This is a genomic window from Psychrobacter sp. CX10, from assembly GCF_057621575.2.
Genome location: NZ_CM177736.1, coordinates 1016323 through 1034603, shown reverse-complemented (window position 1 = coordinate 1034603; position 18281 = coordinate 1016323). Strand labels below are relative to the sequence as shown.

General features: G+C 39.2%; 17 protein-coding genes. 7 read left to right on the top strand and 10 right to left on the bottom strand.

What is annotated here, in order from left to right; all coding sequences use genetic code 11:
* Nucleotides 1-83 precede the first annotated feature (83 nt).
* Together csdA and yghU are read right to left on the bottom strand one after the other, a co-directional pair.
* Complete coding sequence (gene csdA, locus AC21OH_RS04035; RefSeq protein ID WP_487370541.1) at nt 84-1556, bottom strand: DEAD/DEAH box helicase CsdA; 1473 nt, start codon at nt 1554-1556, stop codon at nt 84-86.
* Between the two features lie 569 nt (nt 1557-2125).
* Entirely contained in the window at nt 2126-2998 is an 873-nt protein-coding gene (gene yghU / locus AC21OH_RS04030) for a glutathione-dependent disulfide-bond oxidoreductase (RefSeq protein ID WP_487370501.1), read from the bottom strand.
* A gap of 250 nt (nt 2999-3248) precedes the next feature.
* Here yghU and AC21OH_RS04025 point away from each other — a divergent pair, with 250 nt between their 5' ends.
* From AC21OH_RS04025 to AC21OH_RS04015, 3 genes are all read left to right on the top strand, one after another.
* Complete coding sequence (locus AC21OH_RS04025) at nt 3249-3356, top strand: hypothetical protein (RefSeq protein WP_491140119.1); 108 nt, start codon at nt 3249-3251, stop codon at nt 3354-3356.
* 174 nt (nt 3357-3530) lie between these two features.
* Nucleotides 3531-4424, top strand: a complete 894-nt coding sequence (locus AC21OH_RS04020; protein ID WP_487370503.1) for an alpha/beta fold hydrolase — start codon at nt 3531-3533, stop codon at nt 4422-4424.
* A gap of 168 nt (nt 4425-4592) precedes the next feature.
* On the top strand, nt 4593-6020 hold the full coding sequence (locus tag AC21OH_RS04015; RefSeq protein ID WP_487370504.1) for a DHA2 family efflux MFS transporter permease subunit: 1428 nt from the start codon (nt 4593-4595) through the stop codon (nt 6018-6020).
* 42 nt (nt 6021-6062) lie between these two features.
* Here AC21OH_RS04015 and AC21OH_RS04010 read toward each other — a convergent pair whose 3' ends face one another.
* From AC21OH_RS04010 to AC21OH_RS03995, 4 genes are all read right to left on the bottom strand, one after another.
* The gene (locus tag AC21OH_RS04010) at nt 6063-6518 is read right to left on the bottom strand and encodes an MgtC/SapB family protein (protein ID WP_487370505.1); all 456 of its coding nucleotides are present in this window, start codon (nt 6516-6518) and stop codon (nt 6063-6065) included.
* Nucleotides 6519-6871: 353 nt separating this feature from the next.
* Nucleotides 6872-7639, bottom strand: coding sequence for an arsenical resistance protein ArsH (arsH, locus tag AC21OH_RS04005; protein ID WP_487370506.1), 768 nt, complete (start codon nt 7637-7639; stop codon nt 6872-6874).
* A 146-nt stretch (nt 7640-7785) separates the two neighbouring features.
* The gene (locus AC21OH_RS04000; RefSeq protein WP_487370507.1) at nt 7786-8367 is read right to left on the bottom strand and encodes an arsenate reductase ArsC; all 582 of its coding nucleotides are present in this window, start codon (nt 8365-8367) and stop codon (nt 7786-7788) included.
* Between the two features lie 90 nt (nt 8368-8457).
* The gene (locus AC21OH_RS03995; RefSeq protein WP_487370508.1) at nt 8458-9747 is read right to left on the bottom strand and encodes an arsenic transporter; all 1290 of its coding nucleotides are present in this window, start codon (nt 9745-9747) and stop codon (nt 8458-8460) included.
* A gap of 267 nt (nt 9748-10014) precedes the next feature.
* Here AC21OH_RS03995 and AC21OH_RS03990 point away from each other — a divergent pair, with 267 nt between their 5' ends.
* Nucleotides 10015-10332, top strand: a complete 318-nt coding sequence (locus tag AC21OH_RS03990) for an ArsR/SmtB family transcription factor (protein WP_486535522.1) — start codon at nt 10015-10017, stop codon at nt 10330-10332.
* Between the two features lie 280 nt (nt 10333-10612).
* Nucleotides 10613-11503 carry a universal stress protein gene (locus AC21OH_RS03985; protein ID WP_487370509.1) on the top strand — a complete coding sequence of 297 codons (891 nt, stop codon included), beginning with the start codon at nt 10613-10615 and terminating at the stop codon, nt 11501-11503.
* A 120-nt stretch (nt 11504-11623) separates the two neighbouring features.
* Here the strand turns inward: AC21OH_RS03985 and AC21OH_RS03980 are convergent, their stop codons facing one another.
* The 4 genes from AC21OH_RS03980 to AC21OH_RS03965 all read right to left on the bottom strand — a co-directional run bounded on the left by AC21OH_RS03980 (nt 11624) and on the right by AC21OH_RS03965 (nt 15953).
* Entirely contained in the window at nt 11624-12346 is a 723-nt protein-coding gene (locus AC21OH_RS03980) for a sulfate/molybdate ABC transporter ATP-binding protein (protein ID WP_486535524.1), read from the bottom strand.
* 108 nt (nt 12347-12454) lie between these two features.
* Nucleotides 12455-13462: a sulfate ABC transporter permease subunit CysW gene (gene cysW / locus AC21OH_RS03975; protein WP_487370510.1), complete on the bottom strand. Its 1008-nt coding sequence runs from the start codon at nt 13460-13462 to the stop codon at nt 12455-12457.
* Nucleotides 13463-13610: 148 nt separating this feature from the next.
* Nucleotides 13611-14501 carry a sulfate ABC transporter permease subunit CysT gene (cysT, locus tag AC21OH_RS03970; protein ID WP_487370511.1) on the bottom strand — a complete coding sequence of 297 codons (891 nt, stop codon included), beginning with the start codon at nt 14499-14501 and terminating at the stop codon, nt 13611-13613.
* A 360-nt stretch (nt 14502-14861) separates the two neighbouring features.
* Entirely contained in the window at nt 14862-15953 is a 1092-nt protein-coding gene (locus tag AC21OH_RS03965; RefSeq protein WP_487370512.1) for a sulfate ABC transporter substrate-binding protein, read from the bottom strand.
* 422 nt (nt 15954-16375) lie between these two features.
* On the opposite strand from AC21OH_RS03965, the gene AC21OH_RS03960 reads away from it, so the two are divergent.
* Both AC21OH_RS03960 and AC21OH_RS03955 read left to right on the top strand, forming a co-directional pair.
* Entirely contained in the window at nt 16376-17158 is a 783-nt protein-coding gene (locus AC21OH_RS03960; protein ID WP_487370513.1) for a hypothetical protein, read from the top strand.
* 254 nt (nt 17159-17412) lie between these two features.
* Nucleotides 17413-18006, top strand: coding sequence for a DUF2058 domain-containing protein (locus AC21OH_RS03955; protein WP_487370514.1), 594 nt, complete (start codon nt 17413-17415; stop codon nt 18004-18006).
* The last annotated feature ends 275 nt before the right edge of the window (nt 18007-18281 follow it).

The window sequence follows — 18281 nt, the reverse complement described above, 5'->3', positions numbered from 1 at the left end:
TTAATTTATAATCTATACAAAAAAAGACCAACTCAATAAAGTTGGTCTTTTAGATTATTCGCTAATCAATATAAACTAAAGTACTAGCCATTATTAGAACGGCGAGCGGGACGACCTTCGCCTGAACGAGACGATCCGCCTCGGCGTTGACCCGCTGGTTTAGCTGCTGCAGCTCCTGGCTTACCATTACCACCAAAGCGACGACCACTAGGCTTACCACTTGGACGGCCAGCGCCTGCACCACCAGAATTATTATTAGACTTACCACGATAGCCACCACCACCGTTTCCGCCTCGGCGATTGTTTGCACCAGAACCACCACGGCGATTGCCGCCACGGCCACGTTTCGGAGCTGTACCAACTTTTAAATCTTTGGTATTTTTCTTAGGCTCCATACCTTCGATCTCTTCAACAGACATGGTACGTTTTAAATAACGATTGATGGCGTCAAGTTGTGGACGGTCATCAATGCTACATATGTTTATTGCGATACCTGTACGACCAGCACGACCACTACGACCAATACGATGCACGTAGTCTTCTGTTTGGCGTGGTAGATCGTAGTTAAATACATGAGTTATACCACTCACATCAATACCACGCGCAGCCACATCAGTCGCTACCAATATAGTGATTTTACCCGCTTTCACGTCATTTATAATACGAGTACGTTTTGACTGAGGTAGATCACCGTGTAAGAAGCTGGCTTTATGACCTTGCTCTTTAAGACTCTTAGCTAACGTCTCACAGCTACGTTTAGTCGCCGCAAATACGATGGCTTGATTAACGTCTTTTTGGGTCAATAACTTATCTAATAGACGGTTTTTATGATTAAAATCATCTGCGTAGTACACTGATTCATCAATGTGTTTGGTTTCCGCTTTAATTGATACGTTTTCAGGGTTATTGGTGAAGCTTGCTGCAATTTTGCCAACAGGACCATCCCAAGTGGCTGAACACATAATGGTTTGACGGCTATTAGGTGCAGCTTTCATAACTTTTTCAATATCGTCAGCAAAGCCCATATCTAACATGCGATCAGCTTCATCAAGAATTAATAGCTCAAGTTGAGATAAGTCGATACGACCCGAATTCATGTGATCAATGAAACGACCAGGGGTGGCAATAATAACTTGTACACCTTTATTTAGTGCGCGAATTTGACCACCGTAAGGTGCACCGCCCACTAAAGGAACACTGAATATATTGCGAGTTTTTGAACTATATTGACGTACGCTATCACTAACTTGGTTTGCAAGCTCACGTGTAGGTGTCAAGATTACGGTATGCACTACTTTATTAGTCGCTTTATCACGAATAATTTTATCTAGCATTGGTAGTACAAATGCTGCCGTTTTACCACTACCCGTTTGTGCAGACAATAGTAAGTCACGGCCTTTAAGTGCTGGCGGGATAGATTGTGCTTGAATAGGTGTAGGATGCTCATAGCCGCTTGCATTAAGCGCTTCTAATAGTTCAGGCGCTAAATCAAGGTCACTGAATGAAACTTTATCTTCAGTTGCTACGTTGGTGTTAGGATGGGTTTTATCGTTCAAATCTCGAGTAGTTACGACACCGTCAATTTCGTTTGCGGCATTATTTAGTACATTTTCTAGCTTAGACATATATGTGTATCCAATAAATTACTGCCACTACTTATTCGGCCGATGCTGAAGGCCAGTAGTTTACAGTTAAAGTTTTTAGGTACAACACAGATAAGCGTTTGAAAATATGTACATCCAATGTACATATCAATAACGTATTTTGATGGTTGTTACCGTGAATCGTTAGCAATGATAACTTTAATATTTAAACAAATATCAAGAAGTTATAGTAAAGGCTAACGGCAAAATCATCGGCAACAATTATAAAAGGTGTCTTCTCCAGACGACAATTGCGGGCGATGTTATCAATCAGCAGGCGCGCATTATACCACAACTATATGATTTAGGGGGATTATTTAAAATTTATTCAAATAATCCCCCTATTTAGATTTTATACCTATTAAAAATTTAATTATTATTAAATAACTTTTATGATTATCCAACCGTTTAGTATAGAAAATTTTTATAAGAGTTTTAGAATGCTATACAACTAATAGCACTGAAGTGTCTTAACATAGAATTTAATGTGAACTGATAGGTTGAAGCTCAAGCTCTACAGCACGTTTGACAGCTGAACGTTTAGCTATTTGCTTTGCCCATCTCTGTAGATTGGAATAACTAGAGGCGTTTAGGAATTCTGCACTGTTATCATATAACTCATCTAGTACCAGTCTGCCATACCAAGGCCATATCAACATATCCGCAATAGTATAACTTTGTTCGCCATTGCCTATCATATACTCGGTATTTGCCAAATGTTTATCAAGTACATCCAATTGTCTTTTGGTTTCCATAGTGAATCTATCTATTGGGTACTGCATTGGATAAGGTGCATAATTATAAAAATGACCAAAGCCGCCGCCTACATAGGGCGCACTACCCATTTGCCACATTATCCAACTCAAGCACGAGGCACGTAATTGTGGTTCAGCCGATATTTGCGGTATAAAGCGCTCAAATTTCTCCGCTAAATACATTAATATTGCGCCCGATTCGAACACCTCAACCGGTGAGTTTTCAACGCTATAATCAACCAATGCTGGTATTTTAGAGTTGGGGTTGATATCAACAAAGTCTGAACCAAACTGATCGCCGTCCATAATATTAATTTGATAGGCATCATATTTCGCTTCTTCAATGCGTAATTCAGCCAGTTCTTCTAGCAGAATATTGACTTTGATTCCATTAGGGGTGTTTAGCGAATACAGCTGTAATGGCTTATCTTCAATATTACCGACCGGTAACGTTTGTTGATGCCTTGCCCCCGCAGTAGGTTTATTGGTATTGGCAAACTTGCCACCATTTTGAACCGGCTGCCAAACCTTTGGCGGCGTATAGTCGGTGTTATTAGTAGTGGTTTGATTGGATGGCTTATCTGAAGAAGTATTATTCATATTTGGTCCTAATCATTCTGATTATTTATTAGCGCTACTATTATAGGATGATAGTCTATCAATACATTAGGGTCTGTTGCACATTCGCCATATTTTCTCAATAATAATCTAAACCTAAAAATTTAATCTTAGTTTAAAAACAAGCTAAATTCACCTTATTCTGCGATGATGAATTGGTCAATATCTAGATAATAATTAGAAGCTCAAGTTGGCTTGGGCTTTTGTCATCCTTAGAGGGTTGCATAGCGTAGTGCAATGTACCTACAACAAAATCATGCACCGCTTTGCGCTATATTTTTTATCTTGTATTATTTTATGGGTGATGGCGGTTAAAGTGGCTATGCTGGCTTGGTCTTAGTCTAATGAGAAATGATAATTTCTAATTCAAATCAGTAAGGTTCCTTAGTAAAGATAGCGTTTACATACAGTACTAAAGATAAAGACAAACCCAATTAAATAATTTGACCCTACGTCTTTATTAACAAAGTTTTAATGCTATGATTAGTTAAAACAAGATTAAGGATAATCTATCGTGACAAATTTTCAATTTGAGACCGCAAATGGCACCTACCGAGTTAATGTCAATATTAGCGAACCGTCTACAGATTTCATTGATGATTCTAGTTCTAAAAATAACAACGCTAAAAAAAACAGTGCTGACCATAGCACTGACAACCAAGCACCACAAACAACCCTCATTATGCTTAATGCGCTGGGCGTAACCATAAAAAAGTATGACAAGCTTATTAAAGGTTTGACTAAAAAAGGGTTTACCGTTATCTATGCCGATTATCCAAATTGTGGTGAAAATATGCCACATATAAAACGAGGCATTGATTACGGCTACGATGAACTGGTGAATTATTTTGTGCATCAGTTAGTCGAAAAAGCCAAAGCGCATACGCCAAATAACGATATTGTTCTAGTGGGCCATAGCTTAGGCGGGCATCTTGGTACTATTTATTCAGCCATCCACAATGTACCGATTATAGGCATCGCCTGTGGTAGTACCCATTACAAAAGCTGGCGGGGTCGTGGACGTATTAGAATACTGTCGGCGGTTGCCGTTATTCAAGCATTGATAAGACTATATGGATATTTGCCAGGTAATAAGATTGGATTAGGTGAGCGAGAAGCCAAAACGATGATGCACAACTGGTGCAGAATCTCTCTTACAAACAAATATGATTTTATAACGAATAAAATGGACAGTGCAAAAGGTCGAGGTCTATATATCAATATACTTGGGGATGACTTTGCACCATTGACAGCAACCCAAAAACTTGCCGATCTTTGTGCTACTTCTAATATTGTTAGAGTAAAGCTTGATGATAATCTTAAAGGCAATCCGCATGGCATCTGGGTTAAAAGACCAGACAAAGTGGTAGAGGCTATTTGCGATAATTTAAACTCAGTAATTAATTAGACCACTTAATAACTAGCACTTAATAACCAACACTAAATACCAATTAAAAGTTCAAATTTACTAACATTAACACTAAATAGTACCCTTAGACATAATGATAATATAAGCCCGAAGTTTTAAACCCTTAATTAAACCTAAAAGAATAGAACTAAAATCTTAGGCTTCATTATGTCTGCTAATTTAACAAAAGAACACTCTATAACCAAAGAGACTAATCCTAACTTCACCCTAACACCTGCACAAGCTAAGTTTCTGCCGTATGTATTAGCGGTCGCTCTGTTTATGCAAATTTTGGATGCAACTATCCTAAATACCGCATTACCTGAAATGGCTAAGGCATTGAGCGAATCTCCCTTAAAGATGCAATGGACGGTGATTAGCTATGCGCTGACCTTGGCAATATTTATACCGATAAGTGGCTTCTTAGCAGACAAATATGGTACCCGCAAAGTATTTTTGGGTGCTATTGTTATATTTAGTATTGGCTCAATACTATGTGCCCTGTCCACTACTTTAGATATATTAGTAGCTTCAAGAGTCGTGCAAGGTATTGGCGGCGCTATGATGACGCCTGTTGCCCGCTTAATTTTAGTTAAGTCATTTCCGCGTAATCGCTTATTAACAGTTATGAATTTTGCGGTTATCCCAGCGCTGATTGCACCTTTGCTTGGGCCTTTGGTAGGTGGGTATATTGTAGAGTATGCAAGTTGGCAGTGGATATTTCTTATTAATATTCCAATGGGGTTACTTGGCCTTGTTATCGGTTATAAATTAATACCTGACATTAGAGAAGAAGCCGGCAAGCTTGATTGGTTAGGTTTCGTACTATTTGCGGTTGCTGCTGCTATTTTGACACTAGCGGTTGAATTTTTATCGCAACCCGGTAAGGCTGTAGAGGGTTTAATGATGTTTGGCATCGCTCTACTTCTACTATTTATATATGTAAGACATGCTCGCAAAGCTCCAAACCCTCTATTCCCTTTATCTTTATTTAATATAAGAACATTTAGAATAGGCATCACTGGAAATCTGTTTACGCGTTTAGGCATTAGCGCCGTTCCGTACCTATTACCCCTGTTATTCCAAGTTGCTTTCAAATATACGCCTTCTCAAGCTGGGTGGCTGCTTACCCCTATTGCTATTGGCGCTATGGGAATCAAGCCTTGGGTGAGTAAAATCATTCAGCGCTTTACCTATCGGAAGGTATTGGTAGCTAATACGATTATTTTGGGGCTGTTAATTATTATGCTGGCTCAGCTTAATGAATCTGTACCTTGGTATTTTATTGCGCCACTTTTAGTTATTATGGGTGGGTGCAACTCTATGCAGTTTAGTGCCATGAATACCATAACCATAGGTGATTTAGACGGACCACAAACCAGTAGCGGAAATAGCCTGATGGCCGTAAACCAGCAATTAGCCATTAGTTTTGGTATTGCCTTTGGCGCGGCGGTATTAACCGTATTTAGTGATCGATTAAACTTTGATGTCATTCAAGCTTTTAATGCGACTTATTATGTGCTTGGTATATTGACGGTAATATCAGGATTGTCTTTCTTAAGACTAAAACCTGAGGATGGTCGCGGGCTATATTAGTTACATATATGATTATATTGATTCGATGTATAATCAAATAAATTAAAGCTTATTGTCTTTATCGATTGTGATACGAACTTTTGGTTTCAAAGGATCTGAGAAATTTAAAATTAAAAATCCCACTAGGGATAAAATGATGGCGATTTCATAGCGCTGATAAGCTACTGTAATGCCAATGGCCGCCGTATTCCATAAACTTGCAGCAGTCGCTGTACCACGCGGCCCATCCTCGCTTTTGAAAATAGCACCCCCACCAATAAAGCCCATACCTGAGATTACCGCATACATAATTCGAGCTTCAGCATCTGCTTGATACACCTCCAAAGCTACTAACATAAACGCACATGATGCTATTGTAACTAAAGGAAATGTGCGTAGCCCTGCTCCGCTGTCTTTCATTTCACGGTTTAGCGCGATAGGTAGCGATAGCACAAATGCGATGCCCAATTGAATTAAATGAAACTGTAATAATTCAATATTTATATTAAATCCAGTCATTAAACTACCTCCCTACCTCAAACTCTATGAATAATCCTATTCAAAACTAAAACATAAATTTCAATATTATTTAATACAGTTTATCATCATATCGGTACTATTAAGTACATGCAGTTATTCAATACAAATGGTTAAATGAAATCATGTTATACGTTGGATTAAACTGACACTAGTGGCATATTTTGAGTGTAAAGAGTTTATTTATCTATAAAACTATTTCATGTCATTAATACAATTATTGTCGCAAATTTTGTATTGGTTTAATTAGATACGATGTGTCCGTTTCTAGATTTTATAGTTTAATAATTTAACATATCCTATTTTATTTGCTTAGGCTATTTATTCTTTTATTCTTAATGACTTTGATTCACTCGATTGATCAACGCCTCTGCTGATTCGACACGTTCTGAATAGCGATCTACAAGATATTCAGCGTGGTCTCTTGTTAGCAAAGTAAAGCGCATTAACTCTTCAAGCACATCCACCACCCGTAGATAATATCCTGATTGCTTCATACGTTTTGTTGTATTGCCCTCACCGTCTATCACATCTTCGAATTCAAGGAAGGCTTTGGGTACTGAGGACTGATTCGGGATGGTTAACATACGCATCCACCGCCCTAAGATACGCAGCTGATTGACCGTATTAAAAGACTGTGACCCACCATTGACTTGCATGACAGCTAACGTCTTACCTTGAGTGGGCCGAACCGCGCCCAATGATAGAGGTATCCAATCAATTTGAGTTTTCATAATTCCTGTCATCGCACCGTGGCGCTCTGGTGAACACCACACCATGCCATCATTCCACTGTACTAATTCTCTAAGTTCAGCAACCTTAGGATGACTCACATCTTCACTGTCGGCTAACGGCAGACCTTTTGGATCGAATATTCGAACCTCGGCGCCCATAGCTTTGAGTATCCGTGCACATTCTTCAATCAGAAGCCTACTGTATGAGACCTCACGTAACGAGCCATATAAAAGTAAAAACTTGGGAGAATGTGTTGAAAGTTGCGTTTTAAAGTCACGGCTATTCGGTATCTTGAAATGATGACCTTCGATATTTGGTAAATCGACAAGGTTGTTATCAATATCAATTTTATTTTGAGATTTTGTCATATTTTTATCAGTTACAATTAATTGTAGTAAAGTTTAATATTACTCACGATATTTAAAATACATTGAGAGTTTTTCATCTAATGTAATCCACTTATTACAACATATTTGCTTAGGCTATTTATTAACATTTATTGTAATTGGCTTTATTACTTCTTAATCAAATTTTCTAAAGCTATTTTACGATCCTGTTTTGGTAACGATGCTACTTTCATTAGCTGCTCTACCCTATCTTCTATAGTGCGAATCGTGTTTTGAAAATTGATTTGGGTTTGCAGTGCATCTTGTGTGTCTTTTGAAGGGTCAGTCAAACCCCAATGTAGTTTAGTCAAATTTGACAAGTCACCAAGCCATAATGGACACGCCTCGCCAGCAGCATTATCACACACAGTAATCAGCACATCAGGTTCAAAATCTTGCATATATTCAGCATCTTCCCAAGAGTTACTCGTTAATCCTTCAATTGAATAGCCGCCTTCTTGCAAATATTTAAGCGTTAAAGGATGCACCTCTCCTACCGGTGTACTACCTGCACTTTTCGCAATTAATAACGATTCAGTGTTTATATTTAGTTCACTTTGAGGCATGTCGCTTGTTGCCTTACACTTTCGGTCTGAATGTTCTTGTGTGTTGGTCTTAACCTTCGCTGCCATTTGATTGGTTATGGCTTCACACAGTATGCTTCTGCAGCGGTTATGCGTACAGATATATAAGATTTTAAGCGGTTGCATCGCTACTCCTAATGAATTGTATACCTATAAAACTTTAATGAATGTCTATTAAATGCTTATAGAATGCCTAAGGACCCCAAACAGTTAAGATTAACTCACCATTGGAAGCCATATTACTAAAGCGGTAAGCGTCGCTAATAGGACAGGTACCGTTAATATTATTCCTACTTTAAAATAGTATCCCCACGTAATTGTTACCTCTTTACTCGCCAGAACATGCAGCCAAAGTAAGGTTGCCAAAGAACCAATGGGCGTTATCTTGGGGCCTAAATCTGAGCCTATAACGTTGGCATATACCATCGCCTGTGCGATTAGATCAGGTTGCGAGGTATCTGCTATAGCTAGAGACTGGATTAGTACGGTAGGCATATTGTTCATCACTGAGGACAATCCAGCAGACATAAATCCTGTACCTATTGCCGCACTCCATAAGCCATGATCGCCCAAACCATTTAATGCATACGTCAAATACTCAGTTAATCCTTCATTTTTAAGCCCATATACGACCAAATACATACCGAGTGAGAAGACCACCACTTGCCACGGTGCTTCTTTAATTACCTTGGAGACAGAGAGCTTTTTGTTGATAGTGGCTGTCAGCAGCAATACTAAAGCCCCTGATGCGGCAATAACACTTATTGGAATACCTATAGGCTCTAATACGAAAAACCCAATTAAAAGCGCTGCTAATACGAGCCAGCCTGTCTTGAAGGTTAGAGGATCAATAATTGAAGTACTAGGCTTGGGCAAGCTTGCGACATCATAGGTTTTAGGTATGTCGCGGCGATAGAAGATATATAGCACCAGAAGTGAGCTTAGCACCGATACGATATTGACGGGCATCATAACTTGGGCGTAGCGATCAAAAGAGATATTGAAAAAATCTGCAGAGACTATATTAACGAGATTTGACACCACCAAAGGTAAGCTTGCCGTATCTGCAATAAATCCAGCCGCCATAATAAACGCTAATGTCGTGGCCGCTGACACCCGCATTTTAATAAGCATGGCTATCACAATGGGCGTTAATATTAATGCTGCGCCATCGTTTGCAAATAATGCAGCGACCACAGCGCCCAGCAATACAATAAGAACAAATAGCAAGTTTGCATTACCCTTGCCTAAGCGAGCCACATGTAAAGCAATCCATTCAAAAAAGCCAGCTTGATCAAGTAACAAGCTTATGATGATGATAGCGATGAAGGCAAAGGTAGCGTTCCAAACTATATCCCACACAATAGGGATATCATGTATATCGATGACACCTGATATTAACGCTACTACGGCGCCAAGGGTCGCACTAACGCCAATACCCAGTCCTTTAGGTTGCCAAATTACCAATATCAATGTACCTATAAATATCAACCCAGCAGTGAACATAGTTTGGCTCTTATATAAAAGATTAATAACTTTCAAACAACCAACCTATTATTGTTAAAGTCGCTGAATCTACTATGCGTAGCTTTAGCTCTCGTTTTACTCGATAGGTTGGTTTTAAGATCGGGTATAAAAATTAAAAGAAATATTTACTAAATACATTAAAGCATATTTGTATACATATATCCGCATAAGCGAATATATCAAACTTTTAATCTAAGGTACAATACTTTAATATGAAAATAATAAATGGGTTTACCGAGGCAGCATATGCAAACACTTAGTCAAACAAAGATGCATCCGACCACATTCTTTAAAGCCCTATCTGACCCCACACGGTTAAACTTAATCATGCAGCTTAAAGATACAGAGGCTCTGTGCGTGTGCGACTTGACTGAAAACTTGCAGCAGCCTCAGTCCACCATATCCCGTCATTTGAGCTATCTAAGAAAGGCTAATGTCGTTACCTCAGAGCGTAGAGGCACATGGATGTGGTATGCCATCAATGCCGATATGCCAGCTTGGTGTCATGATGTGATAAATACTGTGGAGTGTGAGACAACGATACAGCCTAATGATTGTTGCTAGCCAGCTGAAACTTAATATACAAAATTAGTAACTTTTAATTCACGACCCTTAGCTCACGATCCTTAACCAATAAGCTATATAACGTTGACACCTTCATATCGATTCATACTGCTATTTATGGCACTATTTACATAAAAGAACGCTAAAGTAAAACGTATTATGGAAAAGTGCATTAACAATCAATATATTCCTCACTATTAAAACTAATCCAACTACGGTTACTAAAACTTTGAACAACTTATTTAATCTTCATCAATATTAATTACTAAAGGATATAATAATGACAACCACAGCTTTAAATACCGTTTTAGCCTGTATTGATGGATCGTCTGTGACAACATCTGTCTGTGATTATGCAGCGTGGTATAGCCAACAGCTTGATCTGGATGCGAAGCTATTACACGTTATTGATGTGCCTCGATCCTATCGACATGACTTGAGCGGTGCCATTGGTATGGACAGCCGTAGTCACCTGATGAACGAATTGGCTATGCTAGATGAGCAAGTATCTAAAGTTGCCAATCAGCATGGAACGGCTCTATTAAAAGATGCTAAAGAGCACATGCTAAAAACATCGACTATTGATAAAGATAGGATTCATTTGTCCTTACGTCGTAGCAAGCTTCTACCCGCTATAGAACACACTCTTGATGAAACTCATGTCGTCATACTTGGACGCCGTGGGCAAGATCATCAAAACGACCGCGTCAATATTGGTAGTCAAATAGAAAGTGTGGTACGCGCAGTTAGTCGTCCTATTATGGTGTGTTCAGATGATTTTAAGACGCCTGACTCTTATATGCTGGCTTTTGACAACAGCCCTACCGCACAAAAAGCAGTGCAACTGATTTGTGATAGCCCCCTTGCCAAAACTTTGAAAGGTTATATCTTAATGGTCGGTAACCGTGATGTGGACCATCAGCAATCCCTATATAAAGCACAAAAACAAATGCTTGATGCGGGTCTGGATGTGTCTGCCCATGAAGTAGATATCAGAAAGCAAGACAACAAAGATGTGGTCGATGCTTTAACGAGATTTCGTATTGAAAACAACATCAGTATGTTTGTAATAGGCGCTTATGGTAAGTCCAAATTGCGTCAATTTTTTGTTGGAAGCACCACAACCAGACTTCTATCGAAGACTACTGCGCCTGTCATTTTGCTTAGGTAAGATATAGATTAGCAATTAATTAGCAATTGATAAGATATAGATAAGACTTAAATTACACCATAATTAAAAAAGGACCCTTAGGGTCCTTTTTATTTGGAAATAACTTTAAAATAAATAGATTTAAACTAAATCTAGGAAATCTTCAACAAAATCGCTGGCAGGATTAGTGATTAACTCTTGCGGTGTTCCAATTTGCTCAACCGTACCATGATTCATCACCACAATCTCATCCGAGACATCACGGGCTTCTTCTTGGTCGTGCGTCACCATGATGCTGGTTACACCCAGTTCATGATGAATATTTTTGAGCCACTTACGTAGCTCCTTTCGAACTTTGGCATCCAATGCGCCAAACGGCTCATCAAGTAGTAACAGCTTTGGCTCGATTGCCAGTGCGCGGGCTAACGCAATACGTTGGCGTTGTCCGCCTGATAGCTGATGTGGATAGGCATTTATTAGCGAGGGTAACTGTACCAATTCTAATAAATGCGTTACCCTTTTTTGAATATCCGCTTTACTAGGTCGTTCGCTCTTAGGTAGCAAATTGAGCCCGAACGCTATATTTTGGCCAATCGTTTTGTGTCTAAATAATGCGTAATGCTGGAACATAAACCCGATATGACGTTTTTGTACTGGAACATCTGTGACATCTTCACCATCAAACAATATTCGGCCACGGTCTGAATATTCAAGACCAGCAATTATTCGTAATAAGGTGGTTTTACCGCAGCCTGACGGCCCTAACAATGTGGTCAGTTTGCCAGTTGGCACACTTAAGGTAATATTGTCTAAAGCTACAAAATCACCGAAACTTTTATATACATTTTGAATATCTATACTCATATCTATACTCTTTTCATTTTTAGAGCTAATAATTTATTCGAATCATTTTTAATTAAGCCATAGTTATTAACTAATACGCTTCTTACGTTTGATATCTAAGTTTACTTGTTAATTATTTTTAGGATTTAAACGACCTAAATAATTTGCATCTTTTGAATCAGTGTTTGAATGAAAGTTTGAATCCATATTTATATCTGCACTTGTATCATCGTTATTTTCAACCACAAGCTTTGTGGTTGTGATTGGGTCACGTACATTGGCTTTGGCAAACTTTCGGTCTTGCAGCTTTGTCATTAATTGCTGTACTAGTAACGTGAGTAGAGCCAGTGCGGCTAATATGCTAGATAATGCAAATGCGGCAGTAAAATTGTATTCGTTATAGGCAATTTCAACCAAAAGCGGCATGGTATTGGTCTCACCGCGAATGTGTCCTGATACCACACTGACCGCACCAAACTCACCCATGGCTCTTGCATTGGTTAAAATAATACCGTAAAGAAGCGCCCATTTGATATTTGGCAGTGTCACATGCCAAAACACTTGCCAGCCTGATGCCCCTAGCGTTAGTGCAGCTTGTTCTTCACTGTCCCCTTGAGATTGCATCAAAGGAATTAGTTCGCGTGCAATGAAAGGAAACGTGACAAACAAGGTAGCAAGTACGATACCCGGTACGGCAAAGATTACTTGTATTCCCTGAGCTTCAAGCCAACCACCCATGGTTGAATTGAGCCCAAACAACATAACAAACATGAGACCCGCTACGACAGGAGACACCGAAAAAGGTAAATCTAGTAGCGTGGTGATGATTTGTTTGCCTTTGAATTTATAGCGGGTTACTAACCAACCAATGGCAACACCCATAATGATATTAATAGGCAACACAATGGCTGCGGTTAATAACGTTAATTTGATAGCAGCGACTGCTTCAGGTTCTACCAATGCCGCCACATATAAATCCCAGCCACCTTTTAGCGCTTCATAGAATACGGCGGCTAAAGGAATGACTAGCATGATGATCATGAATAATGATGCAATACCAATAAATAGCAAACGCACCCAAGGGGCGTCTCGGGTAGCGGCATTGTTTTGATAATCGTATCCATTTGATACTTGCATGGTCTTGTCCTAAAACTTGAATAGAGTCTGCTTAAAAGTCTGCTTAAAGGTGTCGTTAGTTAATTGAAGGTCATTCATAGGTTTGTAAGCGATCAATTAGAATCGGTTGAACACATCATTGTCATCGTTTACACGAAATCATAATAAGCTATTTTGCACCGACTCGTCGTGACAAACGCCACTGCAATATATTGATGGACAACAAAATAACAAACGAGATAATCAGCATAAATAAAGCGACCGCAGAAGCTCCTTGAATATCGAATTGCTCAAGTTTACTGATTATAATAAGCGGTAGTATCTCCGAATGCATTGGAATATTACCTGCTATAAAGATAACCGAGCCATATTCGCCAGTCGCCCGCGCGAACATCATGCCAGCCCCCATCAGCAATGCGGGCAATAACTCTGGCAGTATAATGGTTCTAAATGTCGTTAGCCTATTAGCACCTAATACAGCAGCGGCTTCTTCAAATTCTACTGACAGCTCCTCTAATACAGGTTGAACCGCGCGTACGATAAAAGGGAAACTCACAACCACTAAAGCCAGCCAAATACCTATTGGCGTAAATGCCACTTGTATACCTGCTTTGGCAAAGAATTGTCCAATCAAACCGTTTGGTGCATATAACGTGGCGAGCGATATACCCGTTACCGCTGTTGGTAGCGCAAAAGGTAAATCTACCAAAGCATTAATCAAAGATTTACCCCAGAACTCATAACGAACCAATACCCACGCAACTAACGTGCCAAAGACCATATTGGTCAACATGGCGTAAAATGACATTTTTAATGACAAAATGATTGCCGCTTTTACTTGTGGTTGGCTTATGACTTCTATGAAACCTGACAACCCCATTTGAGTGGTGGTATAAGCCATCATCGCAAAGGGTAATATTACCAATAGCGATAAGCTTAATACGGTTATGCCCATCGACAAACCGAATCCTGGCAACACGTTACGCTGACGTAGCTTAGTAAGCCACGAACGATTGCGTGTGTGATTGGCCGTGGTCGACGATGCAGGGGTTGAACTCATAAAGCACTCCTAATTTGATGTTGCTTATGCTATCAGGGGTCTGCTATTAAGTTTAATGATGAATAAGGCTATCTAAGTGCATAATAGGAATATAAGAACGAATATAAGGTGCGAATGTTAATAAGCTTTGCTAATCATTCAAGCGTCAGCACTGATGATCAGCACTGTTTATTGGTTATGAAAATAAGCTCATCTAAAACTAAAAAAGTCTCATCTAAAACTAATAAAACCTTATAGCTTTAAAGTAAAAAAAAGCCATAACATGCACAGTAAAAACTATAATGTTTTTACTGGCATTTTATGACTGTTATCACTGACAAAGCTGTCTGAAATTTAAGAGCTTAAAACTTAAGCACTATTTTATTCAGGAGCATTAATCGCCAATTCATCAAACACACCACCTTCGCTAAAGTACGTGCTCATGATCTCATCCCAGGTACCAAATACATCATTTGGTCTAAACGTATCTACAGGCGGCAATTTATCACTATTGGCATCCAGTACGGTTTGAACGCTTGGACGAAGGTATAAATCGGCAGCAAGCTGCTGTGCTTCATCACTCCACAAGTGATCTAAATAAGCGGTTGCAGGCTCAGTTGTACCCTTTTTCTCGGTTACCGTCTTCACAACGGCCACAGGACTTTCAGACTTGATTGAATAATCAGGATACACAATATCAACCTGACCTTTACCAAACTTAGTGGCTGCCAAATTAGATTCATTTTCAAATGTGATCAATACATCACCGATGTTACGCTGTACGAAAGTAGTTGTAGCAGCGCGTCCGCCATTTTCATACACTTTGATATTTTTTAATAAATCTTTTACAAAGCTTTTGGCTTGCGTCTCATCATTATTGAATTTATGCAGACCATAACCATACGCACCTAAGAACGCATAACGACCGTTACCCGTAACTTTTGGGTTTGCCATTACAATCTCTAAGCCTGGCTGGGTTAAATCATCCCATCCTGAAATATTCTTAGGATTATCTTTACGAACCAAAAATACGATGGTGCTGGTAAATGGCACCGAGTGATCAGGGAATGTCTCTTCCCAATCATCAGCAACCAGACCTTTTTTCTGAAGTAGCTCAATGTCTGAACCTTGGTTCATCGTGGCGACATCTGCTTGCAATCCATTAGCAACAGATAGAGCTTGCTTACTTGAACCACCGTGCGACTGCTTAATAGTCACTGTACTACCCGGATTCTGTGCTTCATAATGCGCTTTGAACATTGGGTTGTAATCTTTATAAAAGTCGCGAGCCACATCATATGAGACGTTTAATAATTCGACATTGTCGCCAGTGGTCGTTGCAGCATCAGTCGATGTTTGTGCATCCGTCTCCGCTTGCTGATTGCCACATGCGCTAAGTCCGATAGCTAATGTGGTAAAGGTAGTAATAGATGCAAGCTTGATGGCATTGCCGAAACGATATGTAGTGCTCATGCGGTTTTCCTTTATAGCAGCCTGCTTAATTAGCGCTTAGTTAATGCATAGTTAACGCATAGTTAGCGCATAAACTGTGGCTTAAAATATGGCAAAAAATTTTTGGCTTAAGACAATAAACTGTCTGCCATTTGGTGATCGCTATGCTAACAAGGCTTAGTTATTTAGTTTAATGATGTTTAACCCTATCTTAGTGAATAAATGGAATATACACTAAATATATAGATTTTTTATACCACCCTATAAAGGTTCATTTCTTGCGTTATTTTTGCGGTATTGTTCTTTTAACAGTAATTATTTAGGCCACATTTGCTCAAATTGATGAAATTGGGTCAATTTTGCTTTAATGTTAAAGACTGTAAAGACAAATTGTGGCATAATTAATATATATCTTGATAAAACGTTAAACAGTGGAAAGCAACGTGCCCTCTATCACATTTTTTAAAACAGTCTTATTTAGCACCCTGTGCTCAATGTCGTTATTGGGCTGTTTTACGAATACGCCGTCATCAAATTTGCAGCCAACAATCGCGAATACCCAAAACCATCTATCTTCGCCTCAAGACGTTGAGATTGCTGGGGCTTATAAAAAACATCAGATAAAACGCGCTGATCAAGATTCAGCGTCAAATATTGTAGTACACATAAAAAAGCTCGGGCTATCAAAACCGACTAAAAACATATCTATTAAAGTCACCACCACTAATATCAGTGATTTAAACCAGCCAGCATGTCATTACAACGGCACGGCAACATTAATGGGTCAAGACGCGCTACATGGTATCGTATATACGATACCTGTTGAAAGCTTCAAATATTCAGCCGATCATAATCATGCATCTATAATGTCAATTGCTCATGTCATAAATGGCACCGCTCAATCAGCTATGCAGCCACCGCAAGACTTTACTCTATTACCCATCTCTAATGCATTAAACGAGACTGATTTTAGTTACTCGGCGCATGCATTCAATGACCAAACCCTATCTTTGTCCCCTATGGTATCGACAACTTTAGAATCCTCTAATAATCCTAGCCAACCTGTTGTACAAGTCAGCGGACCTAAAGACATCTCTAAAGGGTTAATATTTTTGCGATTTAAAGACAATGTGTTGTCTATAGATAGTAACAATCCTGATTCTTTAACCCGTGTCTGTACTGGTAATACCACGCTTAAGGGTCACTACGCTTCCACTGATCAATAAGTTGCTATTAAGTCGTCAATAAGTCTGCTATCAGTCATATTTAAACTAACAGTATGTTAGCTGCAGATATTAGTCATTCAGCAGCCAGTCATCAGCCAGTTAGTAACCAATTAATAATCAGCTAAATGTTATAATCACTATCTAGCGCCCGTCATGCATAAACGGCATATTTAGTCTATTAAACGCTATGACCCTCTACTATTAAATAATCTATCAACGTATTCTCTATACTCCTTTTATAAGGCAACAAACTTATGGCAAAAAATGCATTACAAGCGCAGCTGCTTAAAGCGGGGCTAGTAGATGATAAAAAAGCAAAGAAACTCACCAAACAAGCGGCGCATGCCAAACGTGTTGGTGATGATCCTGATAAAGCAATTAAAGAATCTGTGGCCAAAGCACAGGCTGAGAAGCTTGAAAAGGATCAAAAGCTGAATTTAGAACGTCAAAAGGCGCTTGAAGAGAAAACACTGCGCTCTAATATCGTGCAGATGATTAATCAGCATCAGATTAAAGCTTCGGATGCTAATCAAAATGATACTAATACTACTAGTGGCGCGCACAACAAATCTAAAGACGACAGCGCTGATGAGGTCGATTATCAATTTGTAGATGATGGCAAAATCAAAAAGCTGTCACTTAGCCAAAAGCTATATGATCAAGTGGTAGCGGGTCATGTTTCTATTGCGCGTTTAGAAGATGGTTATGCTTTATTACCGCGCCCATTGGCCGATAGAATCAACGAGAAAATGGAAGGGTTTATTGTTGAATCAAATGATAAGTCTGACGATATTGATGAGGATGATCCATACGCTGCGTATGTTATCCCTGATGACTTGATGTGGTAAGTTACCCTTACACTATATACCCTTAAACTCTAGATAGTTATTTATAAAAACTTAAAACCTGCCAGTGTGCAGGTTTTTTATTGAGCTTATTTTTAAGCTAAGTATTTACTATAGTCATAGAAGTCTATAGTCGGCGAACTTATAAAGAGTCACGGTGTAAACCTCGTTAAGCCTACCCTAGTAGTACTTGCACTCGGTTGCCTTGTGACTACTTTAAAGTTCTTTGACTATAAATGGTTACTAGGCAACCGAGTGCTAGTAGCAAGTAATACGCA

Coding starts and splice junctions, on each gene's coding strand:
- AC21OH_RS03985 (WP_487370509.1), top strand. CDS start 10,613: ATGACAACCACAGCTTTAAATACCGTTTTAGCCTGTATTGATGGATCG.
- AC21OH_RS03965 (WP_487370512.1), bottom strand. CDS start 15,953: ATGAGCACTACATATCGTTTCGGCAATGCCATCAAGCTTGCATCTATT.
- AC21OH_RS04010 (WP_487370505.1), bottom strand. CDS start 6,518: ATGACTGGATTTAATATAAATATTGAATTATTACAGTTTCATTTAATT.
- AC21OH_RS03980 (WP_486535524.1), bottom strand. CDS start 12,346: ATGAGTATAGATATTCAAAATGTATATAAAAGTTTCGGTGATTTTGTA.
- AC21OH_RS03990 (WP_486535522.1), top strand. CDS start 10,015: ATGCAAACACTTAGTCAAACAAAGATGCATCCGACCACATTCTTTAAA.
- AC21OH_RS04015 (WP_487370504.1), top strand. CDS start 4,593: ATGTCTGCTAATTTAACAAAAGAACACTCTATAACCAAAGAGACTAAT.
- AC21OH_RS03995 (WP_487370508.1), bottom strand. CDS start 9,747: ATGTTCACTGCTGGGTTGATATTTATAGGTACATTGATATTGGTAATT.
- cysT (WP_487370511.1), bottom strand. CDS start 14,501: ATGAGTTCAACCCCTGCATCGTCGACCACGGCCAATCACACACGCAAT.
- arsH (WP_487370506.1), bottom strand. CDS start 7,639: ATGACAAAATCTCAAAATAAAATTGATATTGATAACAACCTTGTCGAT.
- yghU (WP_487370501.1), bottom strand. CDS start 2,998: ATGAATAATACTTCTTCAGATAAGCCATCCAATCAAACCACTACTAAT.
- cysW (WP_487370510.1), bottom strand. CDS start 13,462: ATGCAAGTATCAAATGGATACGATTATCAAAACAATGCCGCTACCCGA.
- AC21OH_RS04000 (WP_487370507.1), bottom strand. CDS start 8,367: ATGCAACCGCTTAAAATCTTATATATCTGTACGCATAACCGCTGCAGA.
- AC21OH_RS03955 (WP_487370514.1), top strand. CDS start 17,413: ATGGCAAAAAATGCATTACAAGCGCAGCTGCTTAAAGCGGGGCTAGTA.